Genomic DNA, 17,574 nt, shown 5'->3' with positions numbered 1-17,574 from the left:
CGTCGCCTCAATAAAAAGCCCGGCTTAAAGCCGGGCTTTTTTAGTTACTTTTTTGTACGCGCATTTTGGTCCGAAAACCGGTTTCCACTTTTCGTAATGCGCGTTAGCTCTGCTGGCGTTTTTTGCGAATTGCCAGATAGACAATGCCTAAGAACACAAACCAGATCGGTGTTACTTTGAGTGCCGCTGCCGTGTCCTGTTCCTGTGCCAGCGCCCAGAGAATGAAGGCAAAGAAAGCAAACACCATGACGACAGAAGCGCGTCCACCCGGCAGCTTGAAGGTCGACTTTTCATGCAGATCAGGACGCTTGCGGCGATACTGAAGATAGGACGCAAGAATGATCGACCAGATGAAGATGAAAAGAAGCGCTGAAATCGTCGTGACGATGGTAAAGGCTTCAATGATGCTCTGGCCTGCATAAAGCAGCACAACGCCTGCAAGCAGGAAGATGCAGGAGAAGAACAGCGCATTCACTGGCACCTTGCGGCTGTTAAGCTTGCCGAGTGTCTGCGGTGCGAGGCGTGATGTTGCCAGACCATAGATCATACGCGAGGTCGAGTAGATGCCGGAATTGGCGCTCGACGTTGCCGAAGTCAGCACCACGAAGTTGACGACATGGGCGGCAATGCCAAGTCCTGCCAGCGAGAACATGGCCACGAACGGGCTGGAGTTTGGATCGACCTGATCCCACGGAATGACCGTGATGATCACGAACAGGGCACCCACATAGAACAGCACGACACGGATCGGGATCGAATTGATTGCCTTTGGCAGATTGCGCGTCGGGTTTTCAGTTTCAGCCGCAGCCGTACCAACCAGCTCGATACCCACGAAAGCGAAAACCGCGATCTGGAAGCCTGCCACGAAGCCGAAGAAGCCATTCGGGAAGAACCCGCCATTCGCCCACAGATGCGTGACCGAAGCCTGCGTACCATTTGGCAGCGTGAAATTCGTGATCAGCATATAGGCGCCAGCCAGAATAAGCGCGACGATTGCAACGATCTTGATCAGCGCAAACCAGAATTCGATTTCACCGAAGTTGCGCACGTTTGGCAAGTTCAGCAGCAGCAATACGCCAATCAGGCCAAGCGCCGGAATCCACAGAGCCAGTTCCGGATACCAGAACGATACATAGCCCGAAACAGCCACCACATCGGCAATGCCGGTTACAATCCAGCAAAGCCAGTAGGTCCAGCCAGTGAAGAACTGTGCCCATGGGCCGAGATAGTCGCCTGCGAAATCAGCGAATGAGCGATATTCGAGATTGGACAGCAGTATTTCACCCAGTGCACGCATCACGAAGAACAGCATGAAGCCGATGATCGCATAGACCAGCAAAATTGATGGTCCCGCGAGCGATATGGTCTTGCCCGAGCCCATGAAAAGGCCCGTGCCGATTGCGCCACCAATGGCGATCAGCTGGAGATGTCGATTGGACAGATTGCGTGCAAGATGGGGTTCCTCCTCCCGGTTGTTCTCAACGGGAGGCTTCGATGCAATATTCATTCAGATGCCTCTTATGCATTGCGGTCGCGTCGGGGACGCACCCTCAAAATCATGCCCGGAACGGACAACAGGCTTCTGATAGACGAGGAAATCTGTAATGTGAACTAAGAGAAATATAGCAATTAGGCGAAGAAATGCCGCACATTTCACCGCATTTTCAGTAAAAGACGGTCTGCTCGGCCATTATTCTGTTTAAGTATCAGGGATTTACGCTTTTTTGCGGCCAGCTGAAGTCATCTGCCCTGCCGGGAGCAGTTTTTCGCTCTGCTGACGGCTTTTTCTCATCCTTTTTGCGCGATGCCTGCGTTCCGCCCAGCAAAACCCCGCTATTGTCGCGGTCAATGTCACGCAGACTCACCGGCGCAATACGATCAACCGGCTTGGAAGGGTCCTGTTTTCCGGCGGTGGGCAGCAATTGCTCATTGTCGCGAATGTCGCCGAAAAGCGCCTTTAGAGGCTTCTCTGCGTAGAAAGCGAGTTTGCGTTTGCCGGCAGTGGTGGTGTTGATCCCATCATTACCGCGCAGACGCGCTGTCTGACCGTTGATGTCGAAGCCGGTCTGGCTGAAATTGCCTTCTTCATCGACAAAACCGTCCCAAACATCGACAAACTTCGCGCCTGCCTTTTCGGATGTGGTGCGATAGATTTCATTGAGCGCAAGCATATCCTGCGACATGCCGCGTGGCCGGAACGGTGGCTGGCCAACCCATATCAGTGGATATTTCTTATCCGTGATTTCCTTCATGAACTTGGAAACGCGGCTTTGATATTCCGCGGTCCATTCGGGCGAGCGGGCCGCAAGACTTTGCCCTTTGGCGGTGATCGCCTGTCGGTCGTTTGAACCGATCATCACGACGACAGCGGCGGGCTTTTCTTCTTCGAGTATCTTGCCGATGCTGGCAGGCCAATCAAAATGGTCGTCGCGGACAAAGCCTGACGAACCGTTGATACGGCTGACGATCCGCAAATCCGGATTGGCTGCAAAGGCAACGTCGAGCCCTTCCGCAAGACCATTGCCGATGAAGTCACCCACCACGAGAACTTTTTTGGCATCCGACTTCTTTTCAACGAAATTGACTTCTGGCTGCGGGGCAGGCGCGGGGGCTGAGCGGGCAGCGGGCGTTGCTTTTGGCGCGCGTTTGGGTTTGGCCGGGCGAACACGTTGTGGTTTTGGCTGCTCATATTGCTGCTGTGGCTGTGCTTTCTTGGGGCCGAACAGCAGGTCGAAAATTGTGCGTGGGCGTTCCTGTGCCGATGCTGATGACAAGGCAGTGAGAACAATCGCGAAGGCAACGAGCATCGTTGCTAAAACGCTGAAAGCCGTGTTTTTGAACTGCTTTGCGTGCATTGTTCTTACCTTCCTGCTTCCAGAATTGTAGCGCCCATCGCCAAAAAGAAAAAGGAGCGTACATCAAATGTACGCTCCATCGCTTTAAAGCGGCTTTTAACGGCGGCGGAGAACCGAAAGCACTTCCGCGCTTGGATGGCCGTCTGGCTGCAAGCCATTGCGCTGCTGGAACGCTTCAATTGCCTTGCGCGAAGTTGAGCCGATCTTGCCGTCGATCTTGCCGTCGTAATAGCCGAGCGCCTTGAGATGCGTCTGCAATTCTTCACGCTCATTCATGGTGATTGGCGTGAAAGGACGGTTCCAGTCCTGACGCAAACCCTGATAGCCACCGATGCGATCTGCAAGCAGACCAACGGCGAGTGCATATTTATCGGCGTTGTTATAGCGCTTGATGACGAAGAAGTTCTTGCCCATCAGGAAGGCTGGACCCTGACGACCATCAAGTACCTTGAGAGTAACCTTTTCATTGGCATCCGGGAATGGACGGCCATTGGCGCGGACGACACCGAGCTTCTGCCATTCAGCAGCCGAAAGTGAACCGGACGGGAACTTGCGTCCCGCTGGAAGCTGAACTTCATAACCCCATGTGCGACCCGGCTGCCAGCCATTGCGGTGCAGAAGGTTTGCGGCGGTGCCAAGAGCATCGGGAACCGAATTCCAGATATCGCGCTTACCATTGCCGTCCATGTCGACTGCATAGGCCTGATAGCTTGTCGGGATGAACTGGGTATGACCCATCGCGCCTGCCCAAGAGCCGGTCAGATGTCCGCGGTCGATATCGCCGGTCTGGAGAATTTTCATGGCGGCGATCAGCTGCGTGCGACCAAATTTGGCGCGGCGCTGATCGGCATAGGCGAGCGTCGCCAGCGAGCGGATCGTGTCCATCATAACGTCGTCGCGCTTGAGGATTTCGCCGTAATTGCTTTCCATCGACCAGATGGCCAGCAGGATATTGCGATCAACCGAGAAGCGCTGTTCGATGCGCTGGAGCCATGGGCCCCATTTTTTCGCCATGCTCTGCCCCACAGCCACGGAATGCTCATTCACGCGGTTGTCGATATAGTTCCAGACAGGCTCGTTGAATTCCGGCTGAAAGCGCGCTTTGCGCAGCACTTCCGGATCGGGCGAATCGACGCCTCGAAACGCGCGGTCGAATGTCGATGGGGATACGCCATTCTGAACAGCCGTGGTGCGGAAACTGGAAACCCATTTTCGGAAATTGGCATCAGCGAAAGCGCTGCCAGTCGTCAGCCCAGATGCAAGCATTGCCACCGCAACGGTTGCTGTAATCTTGGCGCGCATTCCTCGTCCCAGAGTGAATGGAAATCGCAGCATTCTGTGTTTCCCTTCTGCAATCATATTTTGCCGTGCCTAACGGCGAGTTGCCTTTCATGCCGAGCCTGTTTCAGTCAGATTGCATTAAGTCGCTAATACTATCCAGTGTTGAATTTGGGGCCGACCCTGATGAGGTTTAAAATTATAGGCTTCAGGTTAGCATTTGGTTTACCATGGCGCGATTTACGAAAAAAATTGCCTGAACTTTTATGAAATATTTGAATCAAGTAAGATTAAGGTCAGGTCATCGAATGTGATAAGGAAAAAGACGGAATTTCGTCATTCCTTAATGAAAACGCCCTATTTGAAATGCAATGGTTTCAATGCTTTGATAGCACAACGCTGTTTGTAACAAATCGAGGAGACGAATGAGTTCGATCCGCAAAATCCGTAAGGCAGTATTCCCGGTCGCCGGTCTTGGGACCCGCTTTCTTCCAGCGACAAAGTCCATCCCCAAGGAAATGCTTACCGTCGTCGACAAGCCAGTCATCCAGTATGTGGTGGACGAGGCCCGCGAGGCCGGTATCGAACATCTGATTTTCGTCACCGGACGCAACAAGGCCGTCATCGAAGACTACTTCGACGCACAGGTTGAGCTTTATTCCACGCTTGCCGAACGCGGCAAGAAGGCTGAGCTTGAGCATCTGCAGGAATTGCAGCCGCAGCCAGGCACCACCAGCTTCACCCGCCAGCAGGTTCCACTCGGCCTTGGCCATGCGGTCTGGTGCGCACGCGAACTGGTCGGCGATGAGCCTTTTGCACTGCTTTTGCCAGATATGGTCATGCAGTCGAAGAAGGGTTGCCTCAAGGAAATGGTCGAGCTTTATGAGCAGACCGGCGGCAATGTGATTGCTGTGCAGGAATGCGATCCTGAAGAGGCCCATAAATACGGCATCGTCGGCAAGGGCAATGCGATCGGCAACGGCTTTGAGATCAACCAGATGGTTGAAAAGCCAGCCAAGGGCACCGCACCTTCCAATCTCTATATCAATGGCCGCTACATTCTTCAGCCGGAAATCTTTGAACTGCTGAGCAAGCAGGAAAAGGGTGCAGGCAATGAAATCCAGCTGACCGACGCCATGCTCAAGCTTGCCGATCAGCAGAAGTTCTTCGGCTTCGATTACCGAGGTTTGACATTCGATTGCGGCTCGAAGTCGGGCTTCATCGAAGCAAACGTGGCTTTTGCCCTGTGGCGTAAGGATATCCGCCCAACGGTCGAAGTTTCGATTGCCGATCTGCTCAAGACGATCAAGCCGGAATAGGCCAGACCGACATACAGAACCAAGAAAACCCCGCTTTCAAATGTGAAGCGGGGTTTTTTGTTTATAGCATCGCCAGCAAAAGCGCGAAGCGGTTTTGCGTCGAATAATGCATAAAAACAACCAGCGACAGCGGTTCCAACGATCCAATCTTAACTGGAACCGCTGTAATGTGACGTGTGGTCCCTCTGGTCAGTTCTCTTGGTCAATTTTCTTGGCCAGCTCTCTTGGCATGAAATTCGCTTTCTTAAACACGACAAGGCGAACGCATGATCGGGAATATGACGGCAGCAAACCAGCATCTAAGGGCGCTTTCATCACAGCGCGTTAACGGGATTGGGCGATTGTCGCTTCAGTTCAAGGATGGCCGTACCCGAATTGCCGAGCTTTATCAGGAGGGCGCTGCAAAAATCCGTATGCCACGGGCTGCAACTGATCCTCTTGAAGCTATCCTCATAAACACATCGGGCGGTTTAACTGGCGGTGATCGCCTGAACTGGCAGATGGAACTGGCCAAAAACACATCAGCTATCATCACGAGCCAAGCCTGCGAACGTATCTATCGCGCGAGCGATGATGAGGCTCGCATCACCACAAGTATCAAGCTTGCAGACGATACACGTCTTGCATGGCTCCCACAGGAAACAATTCTGTTCAACCAGTCGGCGCTATCGCGGAGGCTGGAGATAGAAATGGCTGCAAGTGCTGAACTGCTGCTGGTGGAAACAACGGTTTTCGGACGGCTTGCAATGGGAGAAAGCGTCGAGCAAGCCCAGTTTCGAGATCGCTGGCGCGTGCGGGTTGGAGACCGGCTGGTTCACGCCGAAGAGTTCTGCATTGGCCCCAATGTGACCGCGCAATTGAACAGCCGTGCGGTAACCGATGGTGCTTTGGCGATAGCGACAATCCTGATGATTGGAAAGCAGCCAGAACGCCACCTCGATAAAGCCCGGGCGGTTGTGGGTGAGGATGGGGGATGCAGCATCACCGAGACTGCTGGCGTTGCGAAGCTTTTGATCCGGCTTATGGCGCCGGACAGCTATTCGCTTCGCAAGCGTTTGGTGCCTCTGCTGACGCTGCTTAATGGAAAGGCACAACTGCCTAAAGTTTGGTCAATTTAAACCCGGCGCGAGCTCAGGTTTTATGCAGGACGATTTGGAACAGGATCATGAATTTAACGCCAAGAGAAAAAGATAAACTCCTGATCGCTATGGCCGCCATGGTCGCCCGCCGTCGTTTGGAACGCGGTGTGAAGCTTAATCATCCGGAAGCGATTGCTCTGATCAGCGATTTCGTCGTTGAGGGCGCTAGAGATGGGCGCTCCGTCGCCGACCTCATGGAAGCGGGAGCCCATGTGATTACGCGTGAGCAGGTGATGGCAGGTGTCGCTGAGATGATCCACGATGTTCAGGTCGAGGCGACTTTTCCTGACGGCACCAAGCTCGTCACCGTGCATGAACCAATTCGCTGAAGCGGGAAGACATGCAGCGGTTCCAGTTAAGAATGAATCGTTGGAACCGCTGTAACTGTTTGTTTTTACGCATTATCCGACGCAAAGCCGCTCCGCACTTTTGCTGGTAATGCTATAATAGAGGGATTGATAATGAGAAAATCGATATTTCTTGCGGCAACAGCGATGGCGCTCACAGCAAGCCCGGCCTTCGCGCATCTTAACCCTGCCGAGCATGGTTCGTTTGCGGCGGGTTTCACGCATCCGATTTCAGGGGCTGACCATATACTGGCGATGGTGGCAGTCGGTCTATGGGCTGCAATGCTTGGCGGGCGGGCGCTGTTTGCCGTCCCTGCCGCCTTTGTCGGTGTCATGTTGCTTGGGTTTGTCGCGGCCCTCGCGGGGTTTCCGGTACCGTTTGTCGAGCCGGTTATCCTCGCTTCAGTAGTCGTGATTGGTCTTCTGGTAGCTTTGGCGCTTCCGGTTTCGGCTGTAGTTGGCGCCATGATCGTTGGCTTCTTCGCATTCTTCCATGGTCATGCCCATGGCGGTGAAATTGGTGGAGCGGCTTTCCTTTCCTATGGTGCGGGTTTTGCGCTGGCGACGATTCTGCTCCATGCGGCAGGTATTGGCGTGGGGCTCACAGCCGGGCGCATGATGACGGGGAAAAACGGGCGCATTGCTCTGCGTGTTGCGGGTGGCGCGACGGCTCTTGGTGGCCTCATGCTGATGGCCGGATGAGGTGATGCGATGATACCCGGAGAAATTATTACCGCCGATGGCGACATAGAGCTCAATCAAGGTCAGCCGACCATAACCCTCAAAGTGGCCAATACCGGTGATCGCCCAATCCAGGTGGGCAGCCATTATCATTTCTACGAGGTCAATGCAGCGTTGTCTTTTGATCGCGAGCAGGCGCGTGGTTTCAGGCTCGATATTGCAGCCGGAACTGCAGTTCGTTTCGAGCCCGGACAGGAGCGCGATGTGACGCTGGTGCCGATTGGTGGAAAACGCGAGATTTATGGCTTCCGTCAGCTTGTCATGGGCAGGCTCTAATCCAGGAAAAAGGGGAATCCCATGCCAGCCAGAATTAGTCGCGCCACATATGCGCAGATGTTCGGCCCGACCACCGGAGACAAGGTTCGGCTTGCCGATACGGAGCTGTTTATCGAAGTCGAAAAAGACCTGACCGTCTATGGTGAGGAGGTTAAGTTCGGTGGTGGCAAGGTTATCCGCGATGGTATGGGGCAAAGCCAGTTATCGCGCGCGCAAGGCGCGATGGATACTGTCATCACCAATGCGCTGATCCTTGATCACACCGGCATTTATAAGGCCGATGTCGGCCTGCTCGACGGGCGTATTGCAGGCATCGGCAAAGCCGGCAATCCTGATACGCAGCCGGGTGTGACGATTATCATAGGCCCCGGCACGGAGATCATTGCAGGCGAAGGCCGTATCCTGACTGCGGGTGCTATTGATTCACATATCCATTTCATTTCACCCCAGCAGGTGGAAGAAGCTTTGAACTCGGGCGTCACTTGTATGGTCGGTGGCGGCACTGGCCCTGCACATGGCACCCTTGCCACGACCTGCACCCCGGGACCATGGAACATTGCCCGTCTGATCCAGTCATTTGACGGCATGGCGATGAATTTCGGCGTGTTTGGTAAGGGCAATGCATCCTTGCCAGGCGCACTGGAGGAAATGGTGCTCGCTGGTGCGTGCGGTTTGAAACTGCATGAGGACTGGGGAACGACCCCGGCCTCTATCGACAATTGCCTTGCTGTCGCGGACCGGTTTGATGTGCAGGTGGCAATCCATACCGATACGCTCAATGAATCGGGCTTTGTTGAAGATACGCTTGCCGCTTTCAAAGGGCGCACGATCCATTCATTTCATACCGAAGGTGCAGGTGGTGGGCACGCACCCGACATCATACGCGTCTGCCAGTATCCGAACGTATTGCCCGCTTCGACCAACCCCACACGGCCTTATACGGTCAATACAGTGGCTGAACATCTCGACATGCTGATGGTCTGCCATCACCTGTCGCCCTCCATTCCTGAAGACATTGCCTTTGCTGAAAGTCGCATCCGTAAGGAAACGATTGCCGCCGAAGATATTCTGCATGACATGGGTGCTTTCTCCATCATCTCATCAGACAGTCAGGCCATGGGCCGTGTCGGCGAAATGGTTATTCGCTGCTGGCAAACCGCCGACAAGATGAAGCGGCAACGAGGCGCACTCTCTAAGGATGTACCAGGCAATGATAATTACCGTGCCCGTCGATATGTTTCGAAATATACGATCAACCCGGCAATTGCGCATGGCATGTCGCATGAGATTGGTTCGGTGGAAGTTGGAAAGCGCGCCGATCTGGTGTTGTGGAATCCGGCATTCTTCGGTGTAAAGCCAGATTTCGTATTGCTTGGCGGCTGGATTGCGACCGCACCGATGGGCGACCCGAATGCTTCCATCCCCACGCCGCAACCCATGCATTACCGGCCTATGTTCGGCTCGTTCGGCAAGGCGCGCACCAACAGCTCAGTAACATTTGTGTCTGAAGCCGCGATGAGTGCCGGTTTGCGGGAGTCGATTGGTGTCGACAAGCAGATGGTTGCGGTCAAAAATACGCGCGGTGGCATTGGCAAGCGTTCGATGATTTTGAACGATGCGATGCCGCAGATGGAGGTTGATCCAGAAACCTACGAAGTGCGGGCCAATGGCGAGCTTTTGACCTGCGAGCCTGTCGATGTCGTCCCCATGGCACAACGCTACTTCCTGTTTTGAAGGTTTGAAATGATAGAAGTAAAGTCGATAATCCGCGCTCATGAAGTGATCGATGCTGTCCCGGCAGGCCATGCAATCCTCGAACGCGATGAGCGCCATCTGCGTCGCAAAGCCATAGCACTTGAAGACGGTGAGAAAATCTTTCTGGATTTTGCAGAGCCGGTGGTGCTCGACCATGGCGACCGGTTGGTGCTGGAAGATGGGCGCGAGATCGAAATTCGTGCCGCTCGAGAGGCGCTTTATGAGGTTCGCGGTCGCGATGCACTCCATATTGCGGAGCTTGCATGGCACATCGGCAACAGACATCTCGCTGCACAGATTGAACCGGATCGCATCTTCATTCTGCGGGATCACGTAATCAAGGCGATGCTCGAAGGGCTTGGCGCCAAAGTCATGGATACCGTTGAAATCTTCAGCCCATTGCGTGGAGCCTATTCGGGCGGACATTCCGCACATGATCACCAGCATCACCACCATGACCATCACCACCACGATCACGACTGATCAGAACGTTGCATTGCTGCGCTTGATGGCCTGGCTTTCGCCGGTCTTTCCGGTGGGCTCGTTCAGCTATAGCAATGGGCTGGAACGTGCGGTTCATGATGGTCTGGTGACGGATGTTGAAGGCCTGCAAACATGGCTGCAATCGCTCATCAATTATGGATCGGGCTGGAATGATGCTGTCCTGTTTGCAGAAAGCTGGCGACAGGCCGTTTCAGGTGGCGATCTTCAGGGCGTGGCGGAGCTTGGTGAAGCACTGGCAGGTTCAAACGAACGGCACATGGAAACCATGTTGCAAGGCTCGGCATTTCTGATGGCTGCCAAAACTTGGGATCATGCGATTTTCAGACGCTTGCCGTCTGAATGCGCTTATCCTGTTGCGGTGGGTGCCCTGTCGGGCGCGCACGGCATTCCGCTTGGATTGGCACTGAGCGCCTACCTTCAGGCTTTTTCCATCAATCTTCTGCAAGCATCCATCCGGCTTTCTGTTACCGGGCAAACGGGTGTCACCAGCCTGATGGCAGCTTTGGAGCCAACGCTTGTTACGACGGCTGCAAGGGCTGCTCAATCCACATTGGATGACCTTGGTTCGGCAACATTTCTTGCTGAAATCATGGCCATGAAACATGAAACACAGCATTCGAGGCTTTTCCGCTCATGACACAGAAAAACGGACCTTTGCGCGTTGGTATCGGTGGCCCCGTTGGCTCGGGAAAGACAACTTTGACGGAAAAACTCTGCAAGGCCTTGCGCGAGAAATATTCCATTGCGGTCATCACAAACGATATTTACACGCGGGAGGATGCGCTCATTCTCGCCAAACATCAGGCCTTGTCCGAAGATCGCATCATGGGTGTGGAGACAGGCGGGTGTCCGCACACGGCGATCCGCGAAGACGCTTCAATCAATCTTCAGGCGATTGCCGAGATGAACAAGCGGTTTCCCGATCTGGATATCGTTTTCATCGAATCTGGTGGTGACAATCTTGCAGCAACATTTTCGCCCGATCTCGCGGATCTGACGCTTTACGTAATTTCCGTTTGTCAGGGCGAGGAAATACCGCGCAAGGGCGGACCGGGTATCACGCGGTCCGATTTTCTTGTGATTAACAAGAGCGATCTTGCGCCCTATGTTCATGTGGATCTCGATATCATGAATGGCGACGCTGCGCGGATGCGTGGCAAGCGTCCTTATGGATTTACCGATCTGCATCGCGGCAAGGGCGTGCAGGAGGTTGTGGATTTCATTTTGGAGAATGGCAATCTTTAGAGCCCCATGCGTCGGCACATGGCGATAAAACTCTTAACCGCCTGCGATGCCTCGCTTTTACGGAAAGCCAGTGCAACGTCGGACGTAGTGGAAATGCCTGCAACATCGATATAGCGAATGCCGGGCAAGCCCACAGCACTCAAGGATTTTGGCGCAAGCGCCACGCCCATCCCGATAGATGCGCGGCTCGCAATTTCGGTGAAATCGAGCGCTTGGGCGCTGATGTTGGGTTCAAAGCCTGCGCTGTGACAGGCTTCGATTGTTGTGCCGTGAAAGCCGATATCGGCTGGCTGACGCGGGGTGATGAAGATTTCATCCTTGAGGGATGGAAGCTCAATGGTAGCTTGATGTGCCAGCGGGTGTGTTTCGCTGAGAACTGCAACAAGCGGCTCCTTTCTTACCACAAGACTGGTGAGGCCCGGCAGAAGAAGCGCAGGCCAGCGCACGAAGCCCATATCGAGAAGCCCTTCGGAAATGCGCGTCAATTGCATCCTCAGTTCCATCTCGACCAGATTGACCGAAACGTCGGGATATTCCTGCTTGAACTTGCGAATGGTCTCGAACACCACGCCCGAATAGGCGGCAGAGGCGACATAGCCGATGGAGATCTGACCGATTTCACCACGCCCGGCACGGTTGACCGCAATCATCGTCGCATCGACCTGCATGAGTATTTTGACGGCCTCGCGATAAAGCACTTCGCCTGATTGCGTCAGTTGAACGGCGCGTCGCGAGCGATCAAGAAGCGGCGCACCGAGAATGGTTTCCAGCGCCATGATCTGCTGGCTGAGACCCGGTTGGGCAATGCCAAGTTTTGCAGCTGCCCGTTCAAAGTTCTTCTCCTCAACAAGCGCGCAGAAATAACGCAGATGTCGGAGTTCAAAGGATTTGGACGTAAGGAGCTTGCTGCGCTGTTCCGGCATGGTTGTTTCTTTGAATAATTCAAAACTATGGCGATTTTGATTAGCATAACTCAAACTTATGAAAAATACGCCCTTGAATTATTGGATAGATTACGAAAAGATGATTAATGGGGTCCAGTTTAAACCTTGAGGGGATCAAAGTGAAAATCCTGGCCCGAAACCGCCACGCATTATCGGTCGTCATTCTTTCCGGCACAACCTTCGCTGCCATCGTTGCAGCACATGCGCAGGAAACAGCAAGCCCCACCGTGCTTGCACCGATTGTTGTGAATAGCGGTTCGGAAGATCCGACCGCTCCCGTCAAAGGTTATGTTGCCAGAACAAGCATCAGCGCGACCAAGACCGGTACGCCGCTGGTTGAAACCCCGCAGTCTATTTCTGTCATTACGGCTGATCAGTTGAAAGCTCAGGATGCGCAAACCCTTGGGCAAGCGCTTGGCTATACGCCGGGTGTGGTTTCCGAACCCTATGGTTCCGACCCGCGCTTTGATTCACCGCTGATCCGTGGTTTTGATGGCCGTCAGGTGCAGTTCTTAAACGGTCTTCGCCTGATGCGCACTGCAGGTGCCTCGGCGGTTGATCCTTATATGCTTGAACGTATCGAAGTGGTGCGCGGACCTGCTTCGGTGATGTTCGGTCAGGGTAATCCCGGTGGCCTGATCAATATGATCAGCAAACGCCCGACTTTTGAGAAGTTCGGCGAGATCGGTGTTCAGGCTGGCAGCTATGACACCTATGGCACCTATTTCGATTTTGGCGGTCCTGTCGCGGAAAGTGATCAGTTTGCCTATCGCCTGACGGGCATGGTGCGCAAAGCTGGCACACAGACTGACTATCTCGACAATGATCGCTATTTCATCGCGCCCGCTTTCACATGGAAGCCGGATGAAGATACCAAGCTCACCATTCTCACCAGCTTCCAGCATGACAATCCAAGCTCACCTTCGGGCTTGCCTGCACAGCTCACATTGAACGCGACCGATTACAGTCTGCCACGCGACTTCTATGTCGGCGATCCAAGCTATGACGATTCAAGCCGCAATGTCGTCAATCTCGGTTATGAGCTTGAACATCGCATCAACGAAACATGGACCTTCCGGCAGAACGCGCGTTACACCAATCAACGCTGGGATTATACGGCGCTTGGCATGGCATCGACCGGTCTCGCAAAGGACGGCCGCACGATCAACCGCACGGCCACAGTTCAGAACGAACGCCTGAACACGTTCAATATCGATAATAATCTGGTCGCCGAGTTCGATACAGGTCCGGTCGAGCACAAGTTTCTTGTCGGTGTCGACTATCGCTATTTCGACAATAGTGCCGGAACGCAGTTCTGGAGTGCGACCACACTTGATGCCTACAACCCTGTCTATGGTGGGCCGATCAAGTACCTGACCGCGAAGCCGACCGTTAACACGCTTGTCGATTCCCGCATGACGCAGGTTGGTATCTATGCGCAGGACGAGCTGGCCTATGAAAACTGGCGCGCGACTTTCGCTCTGCGTCAGGATTGGGCTTCGACCCGCGGCACCTCGACCAATCGCAATACCAATACACCTCGCCCGCTTGATCAGGATGATGAGAAACTGACCGGCCGTGCAGGCCTTGGTTATGTGTTTGACAATGGCATCGCGCCTTATGTCAGCTATTCGACTTCGTTTGAACCTGTAGCAGTTTCGGCAACCGCAGGTGTATTGCAGCCAACGACCGGCAAGCAGTGGGAAGCAGGCGTAAAATATCAGCCAAATGGCTGGGATGGTTACTTTGCGGCAGCGGTTTATGATCTGCGCCAGCAGAATGTGCCAATCAGCGTTCCGCTGCCGGGCGGAACCGGTTCCACGACTGAACAGATCGGCGAAATTCAGGTTAAGGGGCTTGAGCTTGAAGGTGTGACCAGCCTTACTCAAGGCCTCGATCTGCGTACAGCCTACACCTATATGAAGGCCGAAATCGTAAGCGGCAAGGATGACGGAAATCGTCCACCGAACGTGCCGGAACATGCAGCCAGCCTGTGGCTTGACTACACCTTCCAGGAAGGTTCCGTGCTTGAAGGATTTGGCGTCGGTGGCGGCGTGCGCTATCTAGGCCAGCGTTTTGGCGATACAGGGAATACGCTTGATCTTGATGGCGTGACTCTCGCCGATGCTGCAATCCACTATCAGAAGGATCACATCAGGGCGTCGCTCAATATCAAGAATATTGCGGACAAGAAGTATGTCGCAAGTTGCAGTTCTTTCGGATGTAACTATGGTGACGGCAGAACCTATATGAGCAAGCTGACATTTACATGGTAACAGGCCCGCAACGCGGATCGATAGTCTCTGCATCTAAAATCAGCCGCCGGAAAGCCCTTGGCCTTCTGGCGGCTTTGGCTTTGCCGAATGTGGCGCGCGCCAATCCATTTCCGCGCATTGCGGCAATCGATTGGGCAATGCTCGAATGTCTGGTGGCATTGGGTGTCACGCCGATTGCGGCAACAGAGCTGATCCGGTTTCGTGAAGATGCGGTTGAGCCGCAATTGCCTGCTTCGGTTGTCGATCTCGGTCTGCGTGGTTCGCCGAATTTCGAGCTGCTTTATCTGCTCAAGCCTGATCTGATCCTGAGTTCCCCTTTTTATACCCGCCATGAAGAGGCGATGAAATCGATAGCGCCGATCATGTCGTTGCCGTTTTACGTGCGCGGCGAGGGGCCTTATGAGAAGTCGCTGCAAGCTGTAACGGCGCTGGGCGATAAGCTTGAACTCAGCGCCAAAGCATCAAGTGTTATTGAGGCTCAGGCGAAGTTTATTGCCGAGACCAAAGAGACGTTGAAACCTTTTGCATCGCGCCCAACCTACCTCATCAATATTGGCGATGCGCGCCATTTCCGCGCTTTCGGCAATGACAGCATGTTTGGTGACGTGCTGGAACGGCTTGGTCTGCCAAACGCCTGGACGGATCGCTCGCGCTTTACATTTGCGGCCCCCGTTCCGCTGGAAAATCTGGCAGCAAATCCTGATGCGCGCATCATCATTATCTCGGATATTCCAGTTGAATCGCGCAACAGCCTGCGCAACAGCGTGATCTGGCAATCGCTCAAACCTGTCCGCGACGGCCGTGTCTATATGGTGGGTAACATCAATCCCTATGGCGGACTGACCGCCGGATTGCGATTTGCACGGCTTCTGAGCCGGGCGTTGCAGGCAAGCGGCGAGGCATTCCTGTGACCCGTGGTGGACTGATTTCAAGCGCTGTAATCGGCGTTATGATTGCTCTTGGGCTGTTTCTCTGGAACGCCAACGCGTTTTTGCCTTTTGCACAATGGCCTTCGCTGCCGTTTAATCCGCAAAACATGAGCACCGAGCAGGTCATTCTGGCCTATGCGCTGTTTCCGCGTGCTTCCGTTGCGATTTTTGCCGGTGCAGCACTGGGGCTGGCTGGTGCTTTGCTGCAGCGTTTGCTCAACAACCCGATTGCCGATCCATCGACGCTTGGCGTGTCGTCGGGCGCGCAGCTGGCAATCGTTACGGCAACGCTGTTCTTCCCGACAGTGCTTGACCAGTTTCGCTGGGCGGTGGCGCTTTCGGGTGCTGGTGTTGCGACCGCAATCGTGTTTCTGCTCGGCTGGCGCAGTCGGCTTGAGCCGGTGACGATGGTCGTGTCCGGTCTTCTGATCGGTGTGACATGCAGTGCGATTTCCGCCGCGATGACGCTATCGCAGGGCCAGTATCTCATGTCGCTTGTGACATGGAATGGCGGTTCGCTGAGCCAGCAGGACTGGTCATCGACGGTCGCCCTTGCTTTGCAATTCCTTGTCTGCCTCATTGCCGCAATCATGCTGAGCCGTCCGCTGACGCTTGCAGGCCTTGGCGATAGCAGTGCGCGCTCGCTGGGTGTTCCGCTGGCATGGCTGCGTGTGGCGGTCGTGGCTGTTGCGGTGGTGCTGAGTGCCGGCGTTGCGGCCAGTGTCGGGCTTGTCAGTTTTATCGGTCTGGCTGCCCCTGCAATCGTCCGTGGCTTCGGGGTTAGGAAGCCGGGTTCAATCCTGCTGGCGTCACCTTTTGCTGGTGCCGTTCTTCTCTGGATCTGCGACGGAGCGGTGCAAGTTTTCGGCGCAAATCTGGGTGAGACTTTCCCGACGGGCGCGGTTACCGCGCTGATCGGCGGGCCTTTGCTGCTCTGGCTCATTCCGCGTGTGCGTTCGACAGGATCGCAGCAATCCTCATCTGCACAGGTTTTCAGACGTGCTTCAAATGCCAAACTTGGCTTGCTACTCATCGCTCTGCTGGTCTCAGCTTTTCTCGCTCTTGCGCTTGCGCGCACGCCGGAAGGCTGGTTGCTTCTGACAGGCGATAATCTTCGCGATATCTTGCCTTTGCGCTGGCCGCGCCTTCTGGCTGCCGCTGCCGCAGGCAGTCTGCTTGCAATGGCGGGCGCTGTCCTTCAGCGACTAACCGGCAACCCGCTGGCAAGCCCGGAAGTAATCGGCGTCAGTGGCGGGGCAGGCATAGGCTTTGCTTTAGCACTGACAATTTTCGCCGCACCCAATAATGCGCAATTGCTGCTTTGCGCGTCCATTGGTGCGCTGATTGCCATGCTGGTTGTGTTGAGCTTTGCGAGCCGCAGAAGGCTCTCATCCGCACGCTTGCTGCTGGCCGGTATTTCGGTCGGTTCGCTCGCATCTGCCATATTAAGCATTTTCCTCTCGATCGGCGATCAGCGGTCGTGGCAGATTCTTGCCTGGCTCAGCGGGTCATCGGCAACGGCAACGCCGGAAAGTTCGCTTTTCCTTGTCGTGCTGACATTCACAGTGATTGGGCTGGCATTGCTCGCGTCCCGCTGGTTAACCATCCTGCCGCTGGGGCAGACGATTCCAGTCTCGCTTGGTTTGCCGGTGCGGTCTGCGCGGATATTGACGATCCTGCTTGCCGCAATTGCCAGTGCCGCCGCATCGCTTCTCGTCGGCCCTTTGAGCTTTGTGGGGCTGATGGCGCCGCATATGACGCGCCGTATGGGCTTTGATCAGGCTCAGTCGCATGTCGTGGCATCAGCCGTACTGGGCGCGCTTTTGATGGTGATTGCCGATCTTGGTTCGCGCAATGCGACCTTCCCCTATGAGTTACCGCTGGGCCTTTTCGCAGCTTTGGTCGGTGCGCCCTATCTTGCCTGGGCGCTCGCATCGGCCCGGAAATCGTGAACGATTTTCGAAAA

16 protein-coding genes are annotated in these 17,574 nt (G+C 54.7%); 12 read left to right on the top strand and 4 right to left on the bottom strand.

What is annotated here, in order from left to right:
• Positions 1 to 103 precede the first annotated feature (103 nt).
• The 3 genes from CEV34_RS11625 to CEV34_RS11615 form a co-directional block, all read right to left on the bottom strand.
• Positions 104 to 1,507, bottom strand: a complete 1,404-nt coding sequence (locus tag CEV34_RS11625; protein WP_007877184.1) for an amino acid permease — start codon at positions 1,505 to 1,507, stop codon at positions 104 to 106.
• 199 nt (positions 1,508 to 1,706) lie between these two features.
• A complete protein-coding gene (locus tag CEV34_RS11620; RefSeq protein ID WP_179253496.1) occupies positions 1,707 to 2,855 on the bottom strand; it encodes an SGNH/GDSL hydrolase family protein in 1,149 nt (382 codons plus the stop codon).
• 96 nt (positions 2,856 to 2,951) lie between these two features.
• Positions 2,952 to 4,190: a lytic murein transglycosylase gene (locus CEV34_RS11615; RefSeq protein ID WP_007877180.1), complete on the bottom strand. Its 1,239-nt coding sequence runs from the start codon at positions 4,188 to 4,190 to the stop codon at positions 2,952 to 2,954.
• Positions 4,191 to 4,558: 368 nt separating this feature from the next.
• Here CEV34_RS11615 and galU point away from each other — a divergent pair, with 368 nt between their 5' ends.
• From galU to ureG, 9 genes are all read left to right on the top strand, one after another.
• A complete protein-coding gene (gene galU, locus CEV34_RS11610; RefSeq protein WP_007877178.1) occupies positions 4,559 to 5,452 on the top strand; it encodes a UTP--glucose-1-phosphate uridylyltransferase GalU in 894 nt (297 codons plus the stop codon).
• Between the two features lie 278 nt (positions 5,453 to 5,730).
• On the top strand, positions 5,731 to 6,570 hold the full coding sequence (locus CEV34_RS11605; RefSeq protein ID WP_039860283.1) for an urease accessory protein UreD: 840 nt from the start codon (positions 5,731 to 5,733) through the stop codon (positions 6,568 to 6,570).
• A 47-nt stretch (positions 6,571 to 6,617) separates the two neighbouring features.
• Entirely contained in the window at positions 6,618 to 6,920 is a 303-nt protein-coding gene (locus tag CEV34_RS11600; protein WP_007877174.1) for an urease subunit gamma, read from the top strand.
• 132 nt (positions 6,921 to 7,052) lie between these two features.
• Positions 7,053 to 7,640: a HupE/UreJ family protein gene (locus tag CEV34_RS11595; RefSeq protein ID WP_007877172.1), complete on the top strand. Its 588-nt coding sequence runs from the start codon at positions 7,053 to 7,055 to the stop codon at positions 7,638 to 7,640.
• A gap of 9 nt (positions 7,641 to 7,649) precedes the next feature.
• Positions 7,650 to 7,955 (top strand): urease subunit beta, encoded by a 306-nt coding sequence (locus tag CEV34_RS11590; protein WP_007877171.1) that lies wholly within the window; start codon positions 7,650 to 7,652, stop codon positions 7,953 to 7,955.
• 21 nt (positions 7,956 to 7,976) lie between these two features.
• Positions 7,977 to 9,689 carry an urease subunit alpha gene (gene ureC, locus CEV34_RS11585; RefSeq protein WP_007877170.1) on the top strand — a complete coding sequence of 571 codons (1,713 nt, stop codon included), beginning with the start codon at positions 7,977 to 7,979 and terminating at the stop codon, positions 9,687 to 9,689.
• A 9-nt stretch (positions 9,690 to 9,698) separates the two neighbouring features.
• Positions 9,699 to 10,193 (top strand): urease accessory protein UreE, encoded by a 495-nt coding sequence (gene ureE / locus CEV34_RS11580; RefSeq protein ID WP_007877169.1) that lies wholly within the window; start codon positions 9,699 to 9,701, stop codon positions 10,191 to 10,193.
• A complete protein-coding gene (locus CEV34_RS11575; protein WP_007877168.1) occupies positions 10,165 to 10,851 on the top strand; it encodes an urease accessory protein UreF in 687 nt (228 codons plus the stop codon). Before ureE ends, CEV34_RS11575 begins: the two co-directional genes overlap by 29 nt.
• The gene (ureG, locus tag CEV34_RS11570) at positions 10,848 to 11,459 is read left to right on the top strand and encodes an urease accessory protein UreG (protein ID WP_007877167.1); all 612 of its coding nucleotides are present in this window, start codon (positions 10,848 to 10,850) and stop codon (positions 11,457 to 11,459) included. The genes CEV34_RS11575 and ureG overlap by 4 nt, the downstream gene beginning before the upstream one ends.
• Here ureG and CEV34_RS11565 read toward each other — a convergent pair.
• The gene (locus CEV34_RS11565; protein ID WP_007877165.1) at positions 11,456 to 12,382 is read right to left on the bottom strand and encodes a LysR family transcriptional regulator; all 927 of its coding nucleotides are present in this window, start codon (positions 12,380 to 12,382) and stop codon (positions 11,456 to 11,458) included. The genes ureG and CEV34_RS11565 overlap by 4 nt on opposite strands.
• Before the next feature lie 107 nt (positions 12,383 to 12,489).
• Between CEV34_RS11565 and CEV34_RS11560 the strand changes: the two genes are divergently transcribed.
• Genes CEV34_RS11560 through fhuB form a run of 3 tightly spaced genes read left to right on the top strand, consistent with a single transcriptional unit; the run spans position 12,490 to position 17,560 of the window.
• Positions 12,490 to 14,679 (top strand): TonB-dependent siderophore receptor, encoded by a 2,190-nt coding sequence (locus CEV34_RS11560; protein WP_007877159.1) that lies wholly within the window; start codon positions 12,490 to 12,492, stop codon positions 14,677 to 14,679.
• The gene (locus tag CEV34_RS11555) at positions 14,673 to 15,590 is read left to right on the top strand and encodes an iron-siderophore ABC transporter substrate-binding protein (RefSeq protein ID WP_064321391.1); all 918 of its coding nucleotides are present in this window, start codon (positions 14,673 to 14,675) and stop codon (positions 15,588 to 15,590) included. Before CEV34_RS11560 ends, CEV34_RS11555 begins: the two co-directional genes overlap by 7 nt.
• Before the next feature lie 38 nt (positions 15,591 to 15,628).
• Complete coding sequence (fhuB, locus tag CEV34_RS11550; RefSeq protein WP_051063947.1) at positions 15,629 to 17,560, top strand: Fe(3+)-hydroxamate ABC transporter permease FhuB; 1,932 nt, start codon at positions 15,629 to 15,631, stop codon at positions 17,558 to 17,560.
• The last annotated feature ends 14 nt before the right edge of the window (positions 17,561 to 17,574 follow it).

Origin of the sequence: Brucella pseudogrignonensis, assembly GCF_002252525.1 — a bacterium.
Lineage (GTDB): Bacteria > Pseudomonadota > Alphaproteobacteria > Rhizobiales > Rhizobiaceae > Brucella > Brucella pseudogrignonensis.
The sequence above is the reverse complement of the archived record's forward strand: the minus strand, read 5'-3'. Positions and strand labels throughout refer to the sequence as shown.

Excerpts from the sequence above, each read along its gene's own strand:
- CEV34_RS11605 (WP_039860283.1), top strand. The coding sequence starts at position 5,731 with ATGACGGCAGCAAACCAGCATCTAAGGGCGCTTTCATCACAGCGCGTT.
- CEV34_RS11625 (WP_007877184.1), bottom strand. The coding sequence starts at position 1,507 with ATGAATATTGCATCGAAGCCTCCCGTTGAGAACAACCGGGAGGAGGAA.
- CEV34_RS11560 (WP_007877159.1), top strand. The coding sequence starts at position 12,490 with ATGGGGTCCAGTTTAAACCTTGAGGGGATCAAAGTGAAAATCCTGGCC.
- ureC (WP_007877170.1), top strand. The coding sequence starts at position 7,977 with ATGCCAGCCAGAATTAGTCGCGCCACATATGCGCAGATGTTCGGCCCG.
- CEV34_RS11565 (WP_007877165.1), bottom strand. The coding sequence starts at position 12,382 with ATGCCGGAACAGCGCAGCAAGCTCCTTACGTCCAAATCCTTTGAACTC.
- CEV34_RS11575 (WP_007877168.1), top strand. The coding sequence starts at position 10,165 with ATGACCATCACCACCACGATCACGACTGATCAGAACGTTGCATTGCTG.
- CEV34_RS11555 (WP_064321391.1), top strand. The coding sequence starts at position 14,673 with ATGGTAACAGGCCCGCAACGCGGATCGATAGTCTCTGCATCTAAAATC.
- CEV34_RS11600 (WP_007877174.1), top strand. The coding sequence starts at position 6,618 with ATGAATTTAACGCCAAGAGAAAAAGATAAACTCCTGATCGCTATGGCC.
- ureE (WP_007877169.1), top strand. The coding sequence starts at position 9,699 with ATGATAGAAGTAAAGTCGATAATCCGCGCTCATGAAGTGATCGATGCT.
- CEV34_RS11615 (WP_007877180.1), bottom strand. The coding sequence starts at position 4,190 with ATGCTGCGATTTCCATTCACTCTGGGACGAGGAATGCGCGCCAAGATT.
- CEV34_RS11620 (WP_179253496.1), bottom strand. The coding sequence starts at position 2,855 with ATGCACGCAAAGCAGTTCAAAAACACGGCTTTCAGCGTTTTAGCAACG.
- CEV34_RS11595 (WP_007877172.1), top strand. The coding sequence starts at position 7,053 with ATGAGAAAATCGATATTTCTTGCGGCAACAGCGATGGCGCTCACAGCA.
- fhuB (WP_051063947.1), top strand. The coding sequence starts at position 15,629 with ATGATTGCTCTTGGGCTGTTTCTCTGGAACGCCAACGCGTTTTTGCCT.
- CEV34_RS11590 (WP_007877171.1), top strand. The coding sequence starts at position 7,650 with ATGATACCCGGAGAAATTATTACCGCCGATGGCGACATAGAGCTCAAT.
- ureG (WP_007877167.1), top strand. The coding sequence starts at position 10,848 with ATGACACAGAAAAACGGACCTTTGCGCGTTGGTATCGGTGGCCCCGTT.
- galU (WP_007877178.1), top strand. The coding sequence starts at position 4,559 with ATGAGTTCGATCCGCAAAATCCGTAAGGCAGTATTCCCGGTCGCCGGT.